Source organism: Nocardia terpenica (genome assembly GCF_013186535.1).
Lineage (GTDB): Bacteria > Actinomycetota > Actinomycetes > Mycobacteriales > Mycobacteriaceae > Nocardia > Nocardia terpenica.
Window position 1 is genome coordinate 1024119 of the sequence record NZ_JABMCZ010000005.1, and the last position, 17491, is coordinate 1041609.

General features: G+C 71.2%; 17 protein-coding genes. 8 read left to right on the forward strand and 9 right to left on the reverse strand.

The window, feature by feature from the left end:
* Window positions 1-63 precede the first annotated feature (63 nt).
* Together HPY32_RS40420 and HPY32_RS40425 are read left to right on the forward strand one after the other, a co-directional pair.
* Window positions 64-1653, forward strand: a complete 1590-nt coding sequence (locus HPY32_RS40420) for a Na+/H+ antiporter (protein ID WP_067587322.1) — start codon at window positions 64-66, stop codon at window positions 1651-1653.
* A 72-nt stretch (window positions 1654-1725) separates the two neighbouring features.
* Complete coding sequence (locus tag HPY32_RS40425) at window positions 1726-3312, forward strand: cation:proton antiporter (protein WP_067595680.1); 1587 nt, start codon at window positions 1726-1728, stop codon at window positions 3310-3312.
* Here HPY32_RS40425 and eutC read toward each other — a convergent pair.
* Window positions 3266-4102, reverse strand: a complete 837-nt coding sequence (gene eutC / locus HPY32_RS40430) for an ethanolamine ammonia-lyase subunit EutC (protein WP_067587319.1) — start codon at window positions 4100-4102, stop codon at window positions 3266-3268. The two genes, HPY32_RS40425 and eutC, sit on opposite strands and share 47 nt — an antisense overlap.
* Before the next feature lie 258 nt (window positions 4103-4360).
* Window positions 4361-5773 carry an ethanolamine ammonia-lyase subunit EutB gene (locus HPY32_RS40435; RefSeq protein WP_067587316.1) on the reverse strand — a complete coding sequence of 471 codons (1413 nt, stop codon included), beginning with the start codon at window positions 5771-5773 and terminating at the stop codon, window positions 4361-4363.
* A gap of 153 nt (window positions 5774-5926) precedes the next feature.
* Between HPY32_RS40435 and HPY32_RS40440 the strand changes: the two genes are divergently transcribed.
* Window positions 5927-6829: a rhomboid-like protein gene (locus tag HPY32_RS40440; protein ID WP_197696481.1), complete on the forward strand. Its 903-nt coding sequence runs from the start codon at window positions 5927-5929 to the stop codon at window positions 6827-6829.
* Here HPY32_RS40440 and HPY32_RS40445 read toward each other — a convergent pair.
* The 3 genes from HPY32_RS40445 to HPY32_RS40455 are packed head-to-tail and all read right to left on the reverse strand — an operon-like array spanning window position 6746 to window position 8809.
* Window positions 6746-7930 (reverse strand): cation:proton antiporter, encoded by a 1185-nt coding sequence (locus tag HPY32_RS40445; RefSeq protein ID WP_067587310.1) that lies wholly within the window; start codon window positions 7928-7930, stop codon window positions 6746-6748. The two genes, HPY32_RS40440 and HPY32_RS40445, sit on opposite strands and share 84 nt — an antisense overlap.
* 4 nt (window positions 7931-7934) lie before the next feature.
* Window positions 7935-8417 carry a cation:proton antiporter regulatory subunit gene (locus HPY32_RS40450; RefSeq protein ID WP_067595679.1) on the reverse strand — a complete coding sequence of 161 codons (483 nt, stop codon included), beginning with the start codon at window positions 8415-8417 and terminating at the stop codon, window positions 7935-7937.
* Between the two features lie 5 nt (window positions 8418-8422).
* Window positions 8423-8809, reverse strand: a complete 387-nt coding sequence (locus HPY32_RS40455) for a DUF952 domain-containing protein (RefSeq protein WP_067587306.1) — start codon at window positions 8807-8809, stop codon at window positions 8423-8425.
* A 351-nt stretch (window positions 8810-9160) separates the two neighbouring features.
* Here HPY32_RS40455 and HPY32_RS40460 point away from each other — a divergent pair, with 351 nt between their 5' ends.
* Window positions 9161-9355 carry a DUF7455 domain-containing protein gene (locus HPY32_RS40460; RefSeq protein WP_067587303.1) on the forward strand — a complete coding sequence of 65 codons (195 nt, stop codon included), beginning with the start codon at window positions 9161-9163 and terminating at the stop codon, window positions 9353-9355.
* Between the two features lie 114 nt (window positions 9356-9469).
* On the opposite strand, the gene HPY32_RS40465 is transcribed toward HPY32_RS40460, so the two are convergent.
* The gene (locus tag HPY32_RS40465) at window positions 9470-10225 is read right to left on the reverse strand and encodes a TetR/AcrR family transcriptional regulator (protein ID WP_082871309.1); all 756 of its coding nucleotides are present in this window, start codon (window positions 10223-10225) and stop codon (window positions 9470-9472) included.
* Between the two features lie 119 nt (window positions 10226-10344).
* Between HPY32_RS40465 and HPY32_RS40470 the strand changes: the two genes are divergently transcribed.
* The gene (locus HPY32_RS40470) at window positions 10345-12069 is read left to right on the forward strand and encodes a DEAD/DEAH box helicase (protein ID WP_067587300.1); all 1725 of its coding nucleotides are present in this window, start codon (window positions 10345-10347) and stop codon (window positions 12067-12069) included.
* Window position 12070: 1 nt separating this feature from the next.
* Complete coding sequence (locus HPY32_RS40475) at window positions 12071-12631, forward strand: hypothetical protein (protein ID WP_067587297.1); 561 nt, start codon at window positions 12071-12073, stop codon at window positions 12629-12631.
* 6 nt (window positions 12632-12637) lie between these two features.
* Here HPY32_RS40475 and HPY32_RS40480 read toward each other — a convergent pair whose 3' ends face one another.
* Window positions 12638-13204, reverse strand: a complete 567-nt coding sequence (locus tag HPY32_RS40480; protein WP_067587293.1) for a class I SAM-dependent methyltransferase — start codon at window positions 13202-13204, stop codon at window positions 12638-12640.
* A gap of 55 nt (window positions 13205-13259) precedes the next feature.
* On the opposite strand from HPY32_RS40480, the gene HPY32_RS40485 reads away from it, so the two are divergent.
* Window positions 13260-14027, forward strand: coding sequence for an AraC family transcriptional regulator (locus HPY32_RS40485; RefSeq protein WP_231951613.1), 768 nt, complete (start codon window positions 13260-13262; stop codon window positions 14025-14027).
* Between the two features lie 3 nt (window positions 14028-14030).
* Here the strand turns inward: HPY32_RS40485 and HPY32_RS40490 are convergent, their stop codons facing one another.
* Window positions 14031-14771, reverse strand: a complete 741-nt coding sequence (locus HPY32_RS40490) for an SDR family NAD(P)-dependent oxidoreductase (RefSeq protein ID WP_067595672.1) — start codon at window positions 14769-14771, stop codon at window positions 14031-14033.
* A gap of 109 nt (window positions 14772-14880) precedes the next feature.
* Between HPY32_RS40490 and HPY32_RS40495 the strand changes: the two genes are divergently transcribed.
* Window positions 14881-15495 carry a TetR/AcrR family transcriptional regulator gene (locus tag HPY32_RS40495; RefSeq protein ID WP_067595670.1) on the forward strand — a complete coding sequence of 205 codons (615 nt, stop codon included), beginning with the start codon at window positions 14881-14883 and terminating at the stop codon, window positions 15493-15495.
* A gap of 280 nt (window positions 15496-15775) precedes the next feature.
* On the opposite strand, the gene HPY32_RS40500 is transcribed toward HPY32_RS40495, so the two are convergent.
* On the reverse strand, window positions 15776-17491 hold the full coding sequence (locus tag HPY32_RS40500; protein ID WP_231951612.1) for a DEAD/DEAH box helicase: 1716 nt from the start codon (window positions 17489-17491) through the stop codon (window positions 15776-15778).

Genomic DNA, 17491 nt, shown 5'->3' on the forward strand with positions numbered 1-17491 from the left:
ACCTGTTGACGCACCGCGGCGGTTCGGTGACTTCGGTGCGGGAACGAAGCAGACTGAGCGGTCGTGGAGCAACTGATTCTGCTGTTCGTGCTGGCGTTCGCGACGATTCTGGCGCAGCCGCTGGGGCGGCGGACGGGGCTCGCCCCGGCCGTGCTGATGACCGTGTTCGGGTTGGTCCTGGCGCTGATCCCGGCGGTGCCGAATATCAAGATCTCGCCGGAGCTCATTCTGCCGCTGGTGCTTCCGCCGCTGCTGTACGCGTCGGCGCGGCGGACCTCCTGGCAGCAGTTCGCGGCGAATTCGGGGGCGATTCTGCTGCGGGCCGTGGGGCTGGTGGTCGCGACCGCCGCGGCGGTGGCGGCCGTGTTCCACCTCTGGTATCCGGCGGTGCCGCTGGCGGCGGCGTTCGCGCTGGGGGCGGTGGTGGCGCCGCCGGATCCGGTGGCGGTCGGCGCGATGGCGGATCGGCTCGGGCTGCCGCGGCGGCTGGTGTCGGTGCTCGAGGGGGAGGGCCTGTTCAACGATGTGACCGCGGTGGTGCTCTACGAGGTCGCCCTGCGGGCGGTGGTGACCGGACGCTTCTCGACCTGGCACACGCTGCTGGATTTCGTGGTGTCGGCCGTGGTCGCGATCGCGGTGGGGGTGGTGCTCGGCTGGGCCGGGAGCTGGTTGATGCGGCGGCTGGACGAGGCGGCCTGGCAGGTGGCGCTGGGACTGCTGCTGCCGTTCGCGGCCTACGGACTGGCCGAATACTGGCACGGTTCGGCGGTGCTCGCGGTCCTGATCTGCGCGCTCTATCTCACCGATGCCGCAACGGATTTCAGCGACGCGGCCTATCGGATCGTCGGCGATTCGTTCTGGGAGGTCATCGACATGCTGGTCACCGGCATCGCGTTCGGGGTGATCGGGCTGGAGCTGACCACGGTGCTCGCGGCCACCGGGCCGAGCTGGCAGCGGTTGCTCGGCGGCGCGGCGGTCGTCATCGCCGTGGTGGTGGCGCTGCGATTGATCTGGCTGTTGCTCACCACCGCGCTGTTCCAGCGGTGGTGGCGGGAGCGGCGGGCCGACGAGCCCTACACCTGGCGGGAATCGGTGGTGACCTGGTGGGCGGGCATGCGCGGGGTGGTCACCGTGGCGCTGGCGCTGGCCGTCCCGTTCACCACCGACTCGGGCGAGCCGTTCCCGGGCCGGGCCGAGATCCTGTTCACCGCATTCGCGGTGGTGCTGTTCACGCTGCTGCTGCAGGGTCCGACGCTGCCGCTGGTGGTGCGCGCCACCGGCGTCCGGGCCGACACCGAGGTCGAGCGGGTGCTGGAGCGACGGCTGTGGACCCGGATCCTGCGCGCCGAACTGTCCCGGCTCGGGGAGATCGCCAACAGCGAGGACTTCCCCGACGAGATCTCCCAGCGGCTGCGCGAGAACATCGAACGCCGCCTGGCCCGCGCCGATCCGGAGGCCGCCGAGGCCGCCGACGACGCCAAGGCGGTGGAGAACACGCTGCGCTACACCGGCCGGATGCGCGCGATCAGCAAGGAGGTGCTGGAGGCGGGCCGCGGCGAGGCGCTGGCCGCCCGCCGTGAGCCCGGGATGCCACCGGATCTTGTGGACCGCGTCATGCGCCGCCTGGATCTGCGACCACCGCCACTGCTCTAGCCCGCTTTACACCCGACGGTCATCAGGCCGGGCTTCGGCGGTTCTCAGACACGCCGACGACAGTGGGTGGACGTGGACAAGTTGGCGCTGGTGTTCGTGTTGCTGTTCGCGACGATCCTCGCGCAGCCCCTGTCGCGCCGCACCGGACTCGCGCCCGCGGTGCTGATGACCGGATTCGGCTGTGTGCTGGCCGTGCTGCCGTTCGTGCCGAAATCGCATTTCGATCCGAATCTCATTCTGCCGCTGGTCCTTCCGCCGCTGCTGTACGCGTCGGCGCGGCGCACCTCGTGGCGGCGGTTCGCGGCGGACTGGGCGGCGATCGGCCTGACCGCGGTCGGGCTGGTGGTGGCGACGGCGTGCGCGGTGGCCGCGGTGATGTACGCGTGGCATCCGGCGATACCGCTCGCGGCGGCGGTGGCGCTGGGCGCGCTGGTGGCGCCGCCGGACCCGGTGGCGGTGGCGGCGCTGGCCGGTCGGCTGGGCTTGCCGCGGCGGCTGGTGGCGGCGCTCGAGGGCGAGGGATTGTTCAACGACGTCACGGCGGTGGTGGTGTACACCGTCGCGGTGCAGGCGGTGACGACCGGGCACTTCTCCGGATGGCATGCGGTGTGGGCGTTCGTGGTGTCGGCGGTGGTGGCGGTCGCGGTCGGGCTGGGGCTGGGCTGGTGCGGCAGCCTGCTCACCCGGCGGCTCGCCGAGCCCAGCTGGCAGGTGGCGCTGGGCCTGATGCTGCCGTTCGCGGCCTACGGGCTGGCCGCGGCGTGGGGCGGTTCGGCGGTGCTGGCCGTGCTGGTGTGCTCGCTGTATCTGACCGAGGCCACGCTCGGTTCGTGCGGCGGCGAGTACCGGCTGATGGGTGATTCGTTCTGGCAGATCACCGAGATGCTGGTCACCGGGCTGGCTTTCGGAATGGTCGGGCTGGAGCTGCGGATCGCGCTGGGCGCGGTCGGCTCGGCGTGGCCCGCGCTGCTGGGGGTGGCCGCGGCGATCATCGCGGTGGTGGTCGGGCTGCGGCTGGGCTGGCTCACGGTGACCTGGGCGGGTCTGCATTCGCGGTGGCGGCGGCGCGACGCGGACGAGCCCTACACCTGGCGGGAGACGGTCGTGACCTGGTGGGCGGGGCAGCGCGGGGTCGTGACGGTCGCGCTGGCGCTGGCGATTCCGCTCACCACCGACGCCGGGGCGCCGTTTCCGGGGCGCAGCGAGATCATCTTCGTCTCGTTCGCGGTGGTGCTGTTCACGCTGCTGGTGCAGGGGCCGACGCTCCCGGCCGTGGTCCGGGCGACGGGTGTGCGCGCCGATCCCGCCGCCGACCGGGAGTTCGAGCGGCGGCTGTGGGAGCGGATCCGCGCGGCGCAGCTGGCCCGCCTGGACCGGATCGCCGTCGCCGAGCGGCTGCCCGGCCCGCTGTATCGCGGGCTGCGCGAGGGTTTTTCGGCCCGCCCGACCTTCGGCCTCGGCACCGGGAGCGACGCGGCCGTCGCCACCGGCCGCACCGTGCGCCTGGACGGCCGAATCCGCCGCATCGCCACCGAGATTCACGCCACCGGCCGCCGCGAGGCGCTGGCCGCCCGCCGCGAGCCCGCCGCCCCGACCGACGTGGTCGACCGCGTCATCCGGCACCTGGACCTGCATGCCACTCTGCATCGACCGCCCTGAGCGTGCCGAGGGATTCGCCGCCCGAGGTGTCCTTGAGGGCGACGCCGGAGCGGCCCAGTCGGCGCGCGCCCGCGACGAGGTTGGCCGCCACCCGCGCCGCGGCGCGGTAACTCAGCCCCTCGGGCGGGTGGATATTGGAGATGCAGTTACGTTCGGAGTCGGCGCGGCCGGGTCGAGGGTGGTGGGTCAGATAGATGCCCAGGCTGTCGGCGACCGAGAGGCCCGGCCGTTCCCCGATCAGCACCAGAATCGTTGTCACGCCGAGGGATTCGCCGATATGGTCGCCGAGGGCGACGCGAGCCTGGGTGGCGATGACCGGCGGTGCGAGCCGATGCCGCTCCCCCAGTTCGTCGCGCAGCGCCGCCAGCATGGCCGCGCCGTGCTCGTGCAGGGCGCGCGGCGACAGGCCGTCGGCCAGCACGACACCGATATCGGCGCGCACCCGGGGAAGGTCGGTGCAGCCCTGTCCGGCTTCGGCATTCGGAACGCGCCCGAGATCGGGGCGGCGCAGATACTCCGCCCGATCGCCCGCCCGGCTGCGCACCCGCAGCGGCTCCCCCAGCCCCACCGCCGCCACCCGGGCCGCGAACTCCGCCGTATCGAGAGGCGTGTGCACGGCATCGCGGGCGGCGGCATGCGCCGCCCGGAACCGCAACACATGCTCGGTCGGCACCGCATCCCCCGCCCGCCCGAGCCCGATCCGCGCCTGCGTACTCCGCCGCAACTCGCTCCAAAACTCCTCCGGCCCAAAGGACTCCGGTTCTTCGGCCCTGGCCGCCGCGCTTCGCATCAGCTACCACCCTCCCGCCGCCCTCGGTGGCCGTCCGGCCCGAGCACACATCGAATGGACCAGCCGCCAGCGGTAATCCGTGGCTGCTGCGTTGAACCATGCTGCCGTACAGCCTGTTTCGCGCTCCCTGCCACACCACCATCGCGGGAGCGGCACCGCCCGGCGCTCATCGGCCGCCCGCCGAAACAAGCAGCGGGAACGATCGTTTCGCGATACCCGTCGGACCGCCGTCGCGGCCGCAGCACCTCGACCTCGGCCTCATCGGCTACCCGCCAGGGCGCGCAGCGGGGAGGACAGCGGCTCGATCTCGCGGATGCGGCCGGTGGTGTCGAGCATGCCGAGGCGGTCGAGCCAGGCGGCGAATTCCGGTGCGGGGCGCAGGTTCAGGACTCGGCGGGCGTACAGGGCGTCGTGGAAGCTGAGGCTCTGGTAGCCGAGCATGACGTCGTCGGCGCCGGGGACGGCGATCACGAAGGCGACACCGGCCGCGCCGAGCAGGGTCAGCAGGGTGTCCATATCGTCGGAGTCGGCCTCGGCGTGGTTGGTGTAGCAGACGTCCACGCCCATCGGCAGGCCGAGCAGCTTGCCGCAGAAGTGGTCCTCCAGCCCGGCGCGGACGATCTGCTTGCCGTCGTAGAGGTATTCCGGCCCGATGAAACCCACCACCGTGTTCACCAGCAGCGGATTCAGTTCGCGCGCAACGGCGTACGCGCGCGCCTCCAGCGTCTGCTGGTCGACCGGCTTCCCGTCGGTGCCCAGGTGCGCGCCCGCGCTCAGCGCCGACCCCTGCCCGGTCTCGAGGTACATCACGTTGTCGCCGACGGTCCCGCGCCGCAGCGACCGGCCCGCCTGCTCCGCCTCCCGCAGCAGCGAAAGCGTCACGCCGAAGCCGGAATTGGCGCCCTCGGTGCCCGCGATCGACTGGAACACCAGATCCACCGGGGCGCCGGATTCGATGAGCCCCAGCGTCGTGGTCACGTGCGCCAGCACGCACGACTGGGTGGGAATGTCGAAGCGCTGCCGCACCTCGTCCAGTAGGTGCAGCAGATCGGCTGTCGCCCTGGGGGAATCGGTGGCCGGATTGATCCCGATCACCGCGTCCCCGCAGCCGAGCAGCAGCCCGTCCAGGACCGCGGCGGCGATCCCGCGCGGATCGTCGGTGGGGTGATTGGGTTGCAGCCGCGTGGCCAGCGTGCCCGGCTGCCCGATCGTCGTGCGGAATCCGGCGCGCACCCGCGCCGCCCGCGCGACCGCGATCAGGTCCTGATTGCGCATCAGCTTGCTCACCGCCGCCACCATCTCCGGGGTCAGCCCCGGCGAGACCGCCGCCAGCGTCGCGGCGGCCTCGTCGGTGGCGGCCACCGACAGCAGCCAGTCCCGCAGCCCGCCCACGGTCAGCGCGGCGATCGGGCGGAACGCCATCCGGTCGTGGGTGTCCAGGATCAGCCGGGTGACCTCGTCGGTCTCGTACGGCACCACCGGATCGGAGAGGAACGCGGTCAGCGGCACCTCCGCCAGCGCCCACTGCGCGGCGGCCCGCTCGGCGTCCGAATGGGCCGCGCACCCGGCCAATTCGTCGCCGCTGCGGGCGGGGGTCGCCTTGGCCAGCAGGTCCACCAGGCCGTCGAAGGTATGGGTCACGCCCCGTATCCGCTGGTGATACACCGTCATCTGCGCTGTTCCTCCTCGGCCCGCGACCCCGCGGTCACGTCGCGCCGATTCTGGCCGACCGATGTTGCGGACTGGTTGGCAATTGTTGCGGCCGGATAACACGCGACGCCGACCGTGCTGCGGCGAAGCGGTCGACGCGAGAGACTTGCCGGTGTGCCATCCGTTTTGCACCGTTATCGCTCGCCGTGGACCCGGACCATCGACATCGGGACCGAACTGCGGGCGCTGGGAGCATGGTGGACACGTCCCGAGCGAATCGTCCGCGGGCTCCGGGCGGTCCACGATTTTCTCGGCGGCGCCCCCGCCAGCTGCGCCTACGCCTTCACCCTGTTCGTGACGTGGTGGACGCTGCGCGGCATCAGCGATATCGCCGGGCACCGGCTGATCCTGTCGTTGTCGACGAATCTGCACAATATGCGCCGCGATCCGCTCCAGGTGCTGGTGGCGTCGGCGTTCTGGACCGATGGCGGGCTCCCCTGGGTCGGTATCCTCGGATTCCTGACCGTGATGGCCTTCGCCGAGCGCTGGCTCGGCACGCTGCGCTGGATCCTGGTCTTCGCGACCGGACACGTCGGGGCGACGCTGATCGTGGTCACCGGGATCTCATATGCCGTGCACCACAGGCTGATTCCGGTGAAGGTGGCCGTCGCGCCGGATGTGGGCTCCTCGTACGGTTCCTCCGCGGTCCTCGCCGCCCTGGCGTTCCATCTGCGCGGCACGCCGCGGCTGCTGTGGATCGGCGGGCTGGTCGGCTGGTATCTGTTCGGGGTCTGGCGCGGGCGCACCTTCACCGACTACGGGCACCTGACCGCGATCGTGATCGGCCTGATCGTCGGTGCGATCGCCGTGCTGGCGTCGCGGCGGCTGGAACGGGTCCGCGACCGCACGTCCGCGCTCGCCGCGGAGGTCTCGGCGACCGCACCGGCGGCGGGGGCGGCGCGCCCGCACGAGCGCCCCGACCCCGCCCCCGATTCAGCTCCGCGCGGGAACGAGCTGCCGCCCCCGCTGCAACAACCCCACGGCGGGCTCGACCAGGCGCGCGGCAATCGGGCCTAGCACCGCCATGATCAGCACGTAGGCCGAGGCGAGCGCGGCCAGGTCGCCGTTCACCGCGCCGACCGACACCGCCAGACCGGCGATGACGATCGAGAATTCGCCGCGCGCCACCAGCGCCGCGCCGGCGCGGGCGCGGCCCATGCGCCGAATGCCCTGCTGTCGCGCCGCCCACCAGCCGGTGCCGATCTTGGTCAGCATGGTCACCACCGCCAGCAGCACGGCCCAGCCCAGCACCGGCGGAATGGCCTGCGGATCGGTATTGAGGCCGAAGGCGACGAAGAAGATCGCCGCGAACAGATCCCGCAGCGGCTCCAGCAGTTTCGTCGCATTGTGCGCGGTGGGCCCGGAGATGGCGATGCCCAGCAGGAAGGCGCCGACCGCGGCCGACACGTTCAGCGCCGAGGCCACCCCCGCCACCAGCAGACCCGCCCCCAGCAGCTTGAGCAGGAACACCTCGCGATCGGAGCTGTCCACGATCGCGGACACGTAGCGGCCGTAGCGCAGCGCGACCACCAGCACGACGGTGATCGCCAGCAGCGCGATGGCCAGCGAGCGCAGCCCGGCCGCGAAGCCCACCCCGGCCAGGATGGTGGTGAGAATCGGCAGGTAGACGGCCATCGCCAGATCCTCGAACACCAGGATCGACAGCACCACCGGGGTCTCCCGGTTACCGAGCCGACCCAGATCGTTGAGCACCTTGGCCACGATCCCGGACGAGGAGATGTATGTGACGCCGCCCATGGTGATGGCGCCGGTCGGACCCCAACCGAGGACCAGTGCCACCGCCACGCCCGGCGTCGCATTCAACACGATGTCGACCACGCCGGCCAGCCACGACCGGCGCAGTCCCGTCATCAATTCCGGGGCGGTGTATTCCAGGCCCAGCAGCAACAGCAGCAGGACCACCCCGATTTCGCCTGCGATATGGCCGAATTCGGTGGCGGACTCGAGCTGGATCACCCCGCCCTTGCCGAAGGCCAGACCGCCTAACAGATACAGCGGGATCGGCGACATCCCGAACTTTCCCGCTAATCGCCCGAGCACCCCGAGGGCGAACAGAATGGAACCGAGTTGAACGAGTGCCAGAGCGGTCGACTCCACCGCATCACCCGTCCGTCAGGATGGATAGGGCGGCGTCCAGGCCGTCCGGCGTGCCGACCACGACCAGCAGGTCACCGGCCGCGAGCACGTACTCCGGGCCCGGCGACGGCGACACCTGACCGGCCCGCATCACCGCGACGATCGACGCCTTGGTGCGGGTGCGCATCCGGGTGTCACCGAGCTCGCGGCCCTGATAGGGCGAATTCTCGGTGATCGGCAGCTGCCGGGTCACGATGCCCGGCATATCCCGATGTTCGGCGTTGAGCTTCTCGACCAGCTGCGGTGCGCCGAGCAGATTCGCCAGCACCGCGGCCTCGTCGGTGGTCAGCGGAATCTGCGCCGCACATGCGTCCGGATCGTCCGTTTTGGAGAGGATCAGATCGATGCCGCCGTCGCGATGGGAGACCACCCCCACGCGGCGACCCGAGCGCGCTTCGAAATCCTTGCGTACCCCGATTCCGGGGAGTGCTGTCACGTCGACGTTCACATAGTTCACCCTAAGTCAGGCGGGGTGATCGCCGGAAAGACGCCGTCCGGACCCGGTCGGTATTCGGTGACCTCCGCGACCGCGGCGACCGGCACCGGACCGTACAGGTGCGGGAACAGCATGCCGTCCGGCCCGGCGGGCACGCCGGGCTCGAACCGCACGTCGCCGAGCAGGTCCGGGTCCAGCCACAGCAGCACCAGATCCCGCTGTCCGGCGTAGAACAGGTTGGCCGGGACGTGCACCTGTTCGGGCGTGGACAGGTGGATGAAACCGTCGCTGTCCAGCGACGGGGCCCGCCGCTGTCCGCCGACCTGCGCCTGCGCCCACTCCTGCCGGGTGCACAGGTGAACCAGTCTGTGCGCCTTGCCAATTCGGTCATTCTCCGCAACCATGGCTCGACCCTAGCCCACCCCTACCCCCGTGGCCTCGGAGTTTGCCGGAACCGGAGTGTGAGTGTCGGTAGTGCGGGGTAATCTCCGGGTAGACAACTGGATCGGCGAGTTCGTGGAGGTGAGCCACTGCGTTTGCCCTGTACGCGCAGGTGTGTTCGCTTTCAGCGAAACGCCTGGTCATGTTAGGGAAAACACAGAGAAACATCTCCGGGAACAAAGCCCCCGTCCCGAACGTCTGACAAAGTAGTCATATCCACTGCTGGGAAGTAGCGGTAGCGAGCCCGCGGAAGGGACCGTGGGCCCCATACCAGGTGAACGGTCTTCTGCGCCGGGAGCCAGGACGGAGGAGTCATGCCAGGAACACTGACTAGCACCCCACTGACCGCGGTCGACCGTTGCGACCGCTGCGGGGCGGGCGCGCGGGTACGCGCAACCCTTCCCGGCGGTGGCGAGTTGCTCTTCTGCCAGCATCACGCCAACGAGCACATGGAGCGCCTGCGTGAGCTCGAGGCCGTGATCGACACGGAGTCGGCGCCGGCGCTGTAATCAGCTCCTCACGTCCGCTCGACCCACAACTGAATCCTCCAACAGAACAACCCGAACGGGCGGCCGGTGTGGCCGCCCGTTCCGCGTGCCGAGGGATACGGCGCGGCCGCCCGCCTAACGTGACGTCGAGCGTCCTTCGATCCCGTCGATCAGGCGGGCCAGGCCGTAGGCGAAGGCGCCGTCGGGGTCGCCGGGGGCCTGGTAGTGCTGGCCGACCGCCGCGCCCACGCGGCCCGACAGCGGGAAGTCGGCGGCGGGCATGAGCTCGGTCAGCAGCGGGCCGTGCACCTCCCACCACTGCGCGTCGCTCATCTCGCGGGCGCTGCGCCGCGCGGCCACCGCCATGCGGGCATTGCCCGTCGCGAACTCCGACAGCACCGCGATCACCCGGTCCATCTCCAGATCCGGCAGGCCGCTGCCGTCGAGCGCCTCGAGCTGGCGTTCGTAGCGGCGTAATCGCCCGGGCCCCAGCACGAGTCGCCACGGCGGAACCTCCAGCAGCCACGGGTGCGCGATCAGCTCCGAGCGCACCCCGTGGGCGATGGCGGCCATCCGCTCGCGCACCGGCAGCGCCGCGTCGATGGGCGCGTCGGCCTCGGCCACCGCGTCCACCATCAGCACGATCAGCGCCTCCTTGCTCGGCACGTAGGTGTACAGGCTCATCGGGCCCAGGCCCAGTTCGGCGGCGACCGCCCGGATGGACACCTTCTCGTAGCCGTCGCGGTCGGCGATCGCGACCGCGGTGCGCACCACCTCGTCGACGCTGATCGCCTGCTTGGGCCCCCGCCCGACCGGCCGCGACGGCAGGGCGTGCCGCCACAGCAGGCTCAGCAGTTGTTTCGCCTGGTCGGCGGGCGGTTCGGCGGCCACGGCACGCTCCCGGGAATCTCGGTACGCTGTACGACGTTAGAATACTTCGTACGCCGTACCGAGTTACGAAGGGGTGCGTTCTGCCCATCACACACGCCACCTACCTGCCCGATCGACACATGTTCGCGCTGTGGAACTGGACCGGCCACGCGCCCGGTCCCGCGCCCGGCGAGGAACGGGAGACACTGGAACTCGCCCTGCCCGCCGGATCGGAGATCGCGGTGACCGCGGTGGACTGCGCACTGGCGGAGGCGGATCGGTTCGCGGCCTTGGATATTGCCGCGCCCGGGGCGTCGGTGCTCGCCTGGCGCGCCGTGCTCGACGGTGAGCTCGACCCGGATCGGCTGCCGCCCGCCGCGCACGCGGTACCGAATGCCGCGGGGACCGCGATCGTCTCGGCCGCGCGGGCGGTGCGGGCGTGCGCCGACACGCTCGCGCTGGCCGCCGAACTGCGCTCGACGCTGAAGGCGGAGCTGCGGCCGTATCAGGTGCGCGGCATCGCCTGGCTGCGCGAGACCACCGCGGCGCACGGCGGGGCGGTGCTCGCCGACGAGATGGGACTCGGAAAGACCGTGCAGGCCATCGGCTATCTGCTCGGCCGCATCGCGGACGGGCCGCAGCTGGTGGTGTGCCCGACCTCGCTGGTCGGCAACTGGGCGCACGAGATCGAGCGATTCGCGCCGGGGCTGCGGCCGGTCATGTGGCGCGGCGGCGAACTCCCGGCCCCGACCCCGGGCACCGTGCTGGTGACCGGGTATCCGACGCTGCGCGGGCACGGTGGCGTGCTCGCCGGACAGCACTGGGCGACAGCGGTTTTCGACGAGGCGCAGGTGCTGAAGAATCCGCGCACCCAGCTGGCGCGCGCCGCCCGCACCCTGGCGGCCGACGCCCGGGTGGCGCTGACCGGCACGCCGGTGGAGAACCACCTCGACGAGCTGTGGGCGCTGCTGAATCTGGTCGTGCCGCGGGCGTTCACGCACAAGGCGCAGTTCCGGCGGCGATTCGTGCGCCCGATCCAGGAGGGTTCGGCGCCGGCCGCGGCGCGGTTGCGCGACGCGCTGGAGCCGATCGTGCTGGTGCGCAAGAAGGTTCAGGTGGCGGCCGCGCTGCCGCCGAAGATCCACTGCGATCTGGTGTGCGATCTCACCGCCGAGCAGCAGCGGCTCTACGACGAGCAGCTCGATCGCGCCGAGGCCGAGGGCTTCGGCACGGGCGCGCAGCGGCACAGCCGGGTGCTGGCGGCGCTGACCGCGCTCAAGCAGGTCTGCAACCATCCGGGCCTGGTGACCGGCGACCTCGGCGAATTGGCCGGGCGCTCCGGCAAATTCGACGTGTGCGCGGATATCGTCGCCAACAATCTGGAGCTGGGCGCGCCCACGCTGATCTTCACCCAGTACCGGCGCACGGGCGAGCTGCTGGTCCGGCACTGCGCGGAGCGGTTCGGCGTGGCCGCGCCGTTCTTCCACGGCGGGTTGGATCAGGCCGAGCGCGCCGCGATCGTCCGGGACTTCCAGGCTCCCGACGGGCCACCGGTGCTGATCCTGAGCCTGCGCGCGGCGGGCACCGGCCTGACCCTCACCCGCGCCGCGGACGTCGTGCACTACGACCGATGGTGGAATCCGGCGGTGGAGGCCCAGGCGTCCGACCGCGCCCACCGGATCGGGCAGACCCGGCCGGTCACCGTCACCACGCTGACCACCGGTACCACCGTGGAGGAGCACATCGCGGGCATGCACGACCGCAAGTCCGCCCTCGCCGATCTGGGCGGCGCGAGCATTGCCGCGCTGGCCCGCCTCGACGACGACCATTTGCTGGATGTCCTGCGCCGGAAGCGAGGCAACTGATATGCCCGACAACGAATTCGGCTACACCGCCTGGGGCATGGACTGGGTCCGCCTCGCCGAACCCCTGACGACGACCCGGCCCGAGCCGCTGCTCCCCCGCGCCCGCAGCATCGCCCGCAACGGCGGGGTGCGGCTCGAGATCGAGGGCACGGTGGTGCGCGCGAGCATTCATCGCGGCGCGCAGGCGTCGGTGACGCATCTGGAGCTGACGCCGCTCCCGGCCGCGACGATCGCCGCCATCGCGGCGCTGATCCCCGGTGCCGCAGTCGAACTCGCCGATGAGCATCGGGCCACGATCAGCGCCGCGGGCATCGCCGTCGCGCCCCGACCGCTCGGTACCGACTGTTCCTGCCGCGCCCGCACCACCCGGTGCCTGCACGTGCTGGCCACGTGCTACGCACTGGCCCGCCGGGTGGACGAGAACCCTTGGCTGGCACTGGATCTCCAGGGGTACCGCGGCGGTGGAGCACCGGCCGCCGCGGACCCGGCCGCCCCGCCGCCGCACTGGACGCCGATCGATACGCTCGATCCGGCACGATATTTCGACGCCGTGGCGTCGTGAGGTCGTTCAGGGGCGGCGGGCCTGGAAGCGGAAGCTGCCGACGCCCCTCTCGACCTCGACATCGCTGAAGCCCACCCGGGCGAGGCGGTCCTTCAGGGTGTACGGCGACACGGGGACGCAGGTGTCGCCCAGGTGCAGCAGCCGGAACGACAGGCTGTCCAGGCCGTCGCAGCCGACGAACGTCCCGCCGGGGCGCAGCACCCGCAGCGCCTCGGCGAAGACGGCGTCCTGCTGTTCCGGCGACGGCACGTGGTGCAGCATGGTGAACGACACGACCGCGCTGAACTCCCCGTCCGGCAACGGCATTGCCGCGCCGTCGCCCTCCAGGATCCGCACCCCGTCGCCGTGCCGGGCGCGCAGCCGGGCCGCGAGCGCCGGATCGATCTCCAGCCCGGTGAGCGCCCCGGTCCGCGACCGCAGCGTCGGCACGTTCGCGCCGTAACCGGGGCCGATCTCGAGGGTGGCCGCACCGAGATCCAGGCCGGACAGCGCCCACGGGACGAGCCGGGTCGAGCTGGCCTTCTCCCAGCGCTTCGAGCTGCACAGCCACCGGTGTACGAGGTTCATTCCCATGTCGACGACGGTAAGGGTCGCCTAAAATGTCCGCCAGGCGCTACGGTGACAAGCTGTGTCGCAGAACGGTCATCCGGTGGTGATGGACGCGCCGACCGGGTCCACGGCCATGGTGTTCGGTGCCAGCGTGCTGCCCGCCGGGCACTGGTTCGAGCTGCACGAGCATCCGCAGCACCAGATCGTCTGGGCGTCGAGGGGAGTGCTGGGCGTGCGGGTGGGCGGCGGGCACTGGGTGCTGCCGCCGACCCGGGCGCTGTGGGTGCCCGGCGGCACCCCGCACCGCACCGGCACCTCGGATGGGGCGGCCATGCGCGGCATCTTTCTCGAGCCCCGGCGCTGCCCGGTCGCCTTCACCGCACCCACCATGCTGCGGGTGAGCCGATTGCTGCACGAGCTGTTCGACCATCTCACCGCGCAGACCACGGCCCCCGCGCAGCGCCGCCGCGCCGAGGCGGTGGTCTTCGACCTGCTGGACCCCGTCGAGGTGATCCCGGTCGGCGCTCCCCTCCCCACCGACGCCCGAGCCCGGACGGTGGCCGACGCCCTGCTGCGCAACCCCGCCGATGACCGCACCCTGGCGCAGCTCGCGGCGGTGGCCGCCGCCAGTCCTCGTACCCTGGCGCGTGCGTTCCTCGCCGACACCGGAATCACCTTCGGCCAGTGGCGGACTCAGATCCGCCTGGCCGCCTCCCTGCCCCTGCTCGCCGCGGGCCTGCCGGTGGCCCGCATCGCCGAACGAGTCGGCTACCGCACGCCCAGCGCCTATGTGGCCGCGTTCCGTCGCACGGTCGGGGTGTCTCCCGGGCGCTACTTCGCGCGGTGACGGTCAGGCGTTGGTGCCGCTGTCGACGGTGAGGATGGCGCCGTTGACGGCGCGGCCCTGCGGACTTGCCAGGAAGGCGACCATGGCGGCGACCTCGTCGGGGGCGGCGTAGCGGCCCAGGGGGTTGAACTTCAGTTGGTCGGCGGCGTGGTCGCCGTCGGCGGGGTTCATGTCGGTGTCGGTGGCGCCGGGCTGGACCAGGTTCACCGTGATATTGCGCGGGCCCAGTTCGCGCGCAAGGGCTTTGGTGAAGCCGTTGAGGGCCGACTTGCTCAGGTTGTACAGCGCCAGGCCGCCGAACAGGGCGCGCTCGGACAGGTTGGAGCCGATGCCGATGATGCGGCCGCCGTCGCGCATGTGGCCGACGGCGGCCTGCGCGGCCACGAACGCGGCGCGGGCGTGGATGTTCAGCGCGGTGTCCACCTCGGCGACGGTGAACTCCTCGAAGGGCTTGGCCGGGAAGATGCCCGCGTTGTTGACCAGGATGTCGAGCCGCCCCAGTTCCCCGGCGGCGCGGTGCACTGCGGCGACGACCTGCTCGGCGTCGGCGCTGTCGGCCCGGATGGTCAGCGCGCGGCGGCCCAGCTCCTCGACCTCGGCGGCCACCGTGCGCGCGGCGGCCTCGTCGCCGCGGTAGGTCAGCGCCACATCGGCCCCGGCCGCGGCCAGCCGCCGCGCGATCGCGGCGCCGATCCCCCTGCTGCCGCCGGTCACGAGGGCAACGGTGCCGGTCAGGTCGCTCATGGTGCACTCCTTCATTTTTGTGTCGATCAGTACATAAATAACCCAAGCAGACGCCGGACGGTCGCGTCAAGGGGTATATTTAACGATCGACACAGAAAGGGTGGTGATCATGGCCGAGCGCGGGCGACCCCGGGCCTTCGACCGCGACCGCGCGCTGCGGCGGGCCATGGAGGTGTTCTGGGAGCACGGTTACGAGGGCGCCTCGATGGGCGACCTGACCGCGGCCATGGGCATCAACTCACCCAGCCTGTACGCGGCATTCGGCTGCAAGGAGGCACTGTTCCGCGAGGCGGTGGACCTGTACTCGCGCTGCGAGGGCAGCCACACCGAACGCGCCCTGCGCGAGCAGCCCACCGCCCGGGCGAGCATCGAGGCCATGCTGCGCGACAACGCCGTCGCCTACACCGCCGCGGACACGCCGCACGGCTGCATGGTCGTGCTCGCCGGTTCCACCTACACCACCCGCAACACCGCCATCCGCGACTTCCTCATCGAAAAACGCAGGCAGACAACCGAAAACGTGCGCCATCGCCTGGAGCGCGGCATCACCGACGGCGACCTCCCCGCCCACACCGACACCGCCGCCCTGGCCCGCTTCTACACCACGGTCCTCTACGGCCTCTCCATCCAAGCCCGCGACGGCGCCACCCACCCCGACCTCACCGCCTCCATCGACACCGCCCTGTCCGCCTGGCCGGTCCCGGCCACAAGCATGCCGGGATGACAGAAGACCATTCCTTGATCCCGGCGTGCTTTTGGCCGGGATCTTCCGGTAGATCCCGGCCAAAAGCACGCCGGGAACAAGAGTGGACGACGAACGCCGGAACCAAGGGTGGACGACGAACGCCGGGAACAAGAGTGGACGACGAACGCCGGGAACAAGAGTGGACGACGAACGCCGGGAACAAGAGTGGTCGACGGACGCCGGAATCAAGAGTGGACGACGAACGCCGGAATCAAGAGTGGTCGACGAACACCGGGAACAAGGGGCAACGAATATCGGCCTACATTCGGCGGAGGGCCGAGATGCGTTCGGAGAGTTGGTCGGCCGTGGCGAGGGCCGTGGGGGGGCCGCCGCATTCGCGGCGGAGTTCGCCGTGGATGACGCCGTGCGGTTTGCCGGTGCGGTGGTGGTGCATGGCGACGAGGCTGTTGAGTTCGCGGCGGAGTTCGCCGAGGCGGTCGGCGGTGGCGACGCGCTCGGCGGCGGCCGCGGCGCTGGGGCCGGATTCGGGGGCGGCGGCCGCGGCGGCGGTGCGCTCGCTGATCTGGCGGGTCTGGCGGTCACGCAGCAGGGCGCGCATCTGGTCGGCGTCGAGCAGGCCGGGGATGCCGAGGTAGTCGGCCTCCTCGTCGCTGCCGGAGAAGGTGGCGGTGCCGAACGAATCGCCGTCGTAGATCACCTGATCCAGCTCGGCGTCGGCGGCGAGCGCGACGAACTTGCGCTCCTCCTCGCCCGGTTCGTCCTGCTGCTTGTTGGCGTCGATCAGCAGTTCGTCGTCGAGGGCGTTCTTCTCCCGGTGCGGCTTGCCGATCACGTGGTCGCGCTGCACCTCGAGCTGCGCGGCCAGGTCCAGCAGCACCGGCACCGACGGCAGGAACACGCTCGCCGTCTCCCCCGGTCTGCGCGCACGCACGAACCGCCCGATCGCCTGCGCGAAATACAGCGGCGTGGAGGCGCTGGTGGCATACACGCCGACCGCCAGGCGCGGCACGTCCACGCCCTCGGACACCATGCGCACCGCGACCATCCATGGATCGGTGCTGGCCGAGAACTCGCTGATGCGGTCCGAGGAGGTGGGGTCGTCGGACAGCACCAGCGCGGGCCGCGTGCCCGAAATGTGTTCCAGCAGTTCGGCGTAGTCGCGCGCCTTCTCCTGATCGGTGGCGATGACCAGGCCGCCCGCGTCGGGCATGCCGGTGGCGCGCAGCTGGCGCAGGCGGGTGTCGGCGGCGGCGAGCACCTTCGACATCCAGTCGCCCGCGGGATCGAGCGCGGTGCGCCACGCGCGGGCGGTCTGTTCCACGCTGAGCGGCTCGCCCAGCCGCGCCGAGTACTCCTCGCCCGCGCTGTCGCGCCAGTGCGCCTCGCCGGAGTAGGCCAGGAATACCACCGGCCGCACCACGCCGTCGGCCAGCGCCTCGGAGTAGCCGTAGGCGTAGTCGGCGCGCGAGCGCGGGAAGCCGGACTCGTCGGGCTCGTAACTGATGAACGGGATCTGCGAATCGTCGCTGCGGAACGGGGTACCGGTCAGCGCGAGGCGGCGGGTGGCGTCGCCGAACGCCTCCGCGGTGGCCTCGCCCCAGCTCTTGGCGTCGCCCGCGTGGTGGATCTCGTCGAGAACGACCAGGGTGCGCCGGTTTTCGGTGCGCACCCGATGCTTGTACGGATGCGAGGCCACCTGCGCGTAGGTGACGACCACCCCGTGGTAGTCGCCGGAGGTGGCGCCGGTGGTGTTGGAGAAGTTGGAGTCCAGCGCGATGCCCATCCGAGCGGCCGAGGCCGCCCACTGATGCTTGAGGTGCTCGGTGGGCGCCACCACCGTGATCTGGTCGACGGTGCGGTCGGTGAGCAGCTCGGAGGCCAGGCGCAGCGCGAACGTGGTCTTACCGGCGCCCGGCGTCGCGACCGCGAGGAAGTCGCGAGGCTTCGTCGTCAGGTATTTGGTGAGAGCCCTGCGCTGCCATGCACGTAACGAACCGCCACCACCCGAAGTCAC

Excerpts from the sequence above, each read along its gene's own strand:
- eutC (WP_067587319.1), bottom strand. The coding sequence starts at position 4,102 with ATGCGAAGCGCGGCGGCCAGGGCCGAAGAACCGGAGTCCTTTGGGCCG.
- HPY32_RS40435 (WP_067587316.1), bottom strand. The coding sequence starts at position 5,773 with ATGACGGTGTATCACCAGCGGATACGGGGCGTGACCCATACCTTCGAC.
- HPY32_RS40455 (WP_067587306.1), bottom strand. The coding sequence starts at position 8,809 with ATGGTTGCGGAGAATGACCGAATTGGCAAGGCGCACAGACTGGTTCAC.
- HPY32_RS40460 (WP_067587303.1), top strand. The coding sequence starts at position 9,161 with ATGCCAGGAACACTGACTAGCACCCCACTGACCGCGGTCGACCGTTGC.
- HPY32_RS40470 (WP_067587300.1), top strand. The coding sequence starts at position 10,345 with ATGTTCGCGCTGTGGAACTGGACCGGCCACGCGCCCGGTCCCGCGCCC.
- HPY32_RS40475 (WP_067587297.1), top strand. The coding sequence starts at position 12,071 with ATGCCCGACAACGAATTCGGCTACACCGCCTGGGGCATGGACTGGGTC.
- HPY32_RS40480 (WP_067587293.1), bottom strand. The coding sequence starts at position 13,204 with ATGGGAATGAACCTCGTACACCGGTGGCTGTGCAGCTCGAAGCGCTGG.
- HPY32_RS40490 (WP_067595672.1), bottom strand. The coding sequence starts at position 14,771 with ATGAGCGACCTGACCGGCACCGTTGCCCTCGTGACCGGCGGCAGCAGG.
- HPY32_RS40495 (WP_067595670.1), top strand. The coding sequence starts at position 14,881 with ATGGCCGAGCGCGGGCGACCCCGGGCCTTCGACCGCGACCGCGCGCTG.